The sequence below is a fragment of the Pantoea sp. CFCC18179 genome, assembly GCF_059412405.1.
This window is the reverse complement of sequence record NZ_JBNBPM010000041.1, coordinates 1-1,190: the sequence shown is the minus strand read 5'-3', so window position 1 is coordinate 1,190 and position 1,190 is coordinate 1. Positions and strand designations below refer to the sequence as shown.

Sequence of the window (1,190 nt, the reverse complement as noted above, 5' to 3'; positions counted from 1 at the left end):
TCACGCCTCAGCCTTAAGACACCCCGGATTTACCAAAGATGTCAGCCTACACGCTTAAACCGGGACAACCGTCGCCCGGATAACCTAGCCTTCTCCGTCCCCCCTTCGCAGTAACACCAAGTGCAGGAATATTAACCTGCTTCCCATCGACTACGCTTTTCAGCCTCGCCTTAGGGGTCGACTCACCCTGCTCCGATTAACGTTGAACAGGAACCCTTGGTCTTCCGGCGAGCGGGCTTTTCACCCGCTTTATCGTTACTTATGTCAGCATTCGCACTTCTGATACCTCCAGCACCCCTCACAGGACACCTTCAACGGCTTACAGAACGCTCCCCTACCCAACAACGCATACGCGTCGCTGCCGCAGCTTCGGTGCATGGTTTAGCCCCGTTACATCTTCCGCGCAGGCCGACTCGACCAGTGAGCTATTACGCTTTCTTTAAATGATGGCTGCTTCTAAGCCAACATCCTGGCTGTCTGTGCCTTCCCACATCGTTTCCCACTTAACCATGACTTTGGGACCTTAGCTGGCGGTCTGGGTTGTTTCCCTCTTCACGACGGACGTTAGCACCCGCCGTGTGTCTCCCGTGATAACATTCTTCGGTATTCGCAGTTTGCATCGGGTTGGTAAGCCGGGATGGCCCCCTAGCCGAAACAGTGCTCTACCCCCGAAGATGAGTTCACGAGGCGCTACCTAAATAGCTTTCGGGGAGAACCAGCTATCTCCCGGTTTGATTGGCCTTTCACCCCCAGCCACAAGTCATCCGCTAATTTTTCAACATTAGTCGGTTCGGTCCTCCAGTTAGTGTTACCCAACCTTCAACCTGCCCATGGCTAGATCACCGGGTTTCGGGTCTATACCCTGCAACTTAACGCCCAGTTAAGACTCGGTTTCCCTGCGGCTCCCCTATACGGTTAACCTTGCTACAGAATATAAGTCGCTGACCCATTATACAAAAGGTACGCAGTCACCCCATAAAAGAGGCTCCCACTGCTTGTACGTACACGGTTTCAGGTTCTGTTTCACTCCCCTCGCCGGGGTTCTTTTCGCCTTTCCCTCACGGTACTGGTTCACTATCGGTCAGTCAGGAGTATTTAGCCTTGGAGGATGGTCCCCCCATATTCAGACAGGATACCACGTGTCCCGCCCTACTCTTCGAACTCACAATCTGTGCACTTTCGTGTACGGG

General features: G+C 53.4%; 1 rRNA gene. It reads right to left on the bottom strand.

Annotation, left to right across the window (positions count from 1 at the left end):
- Positions 1 to 1,190 (bottom strand): 23S ribosomal RNA (locus tag ACPUC7_RS24360); the annotation flags it as partial.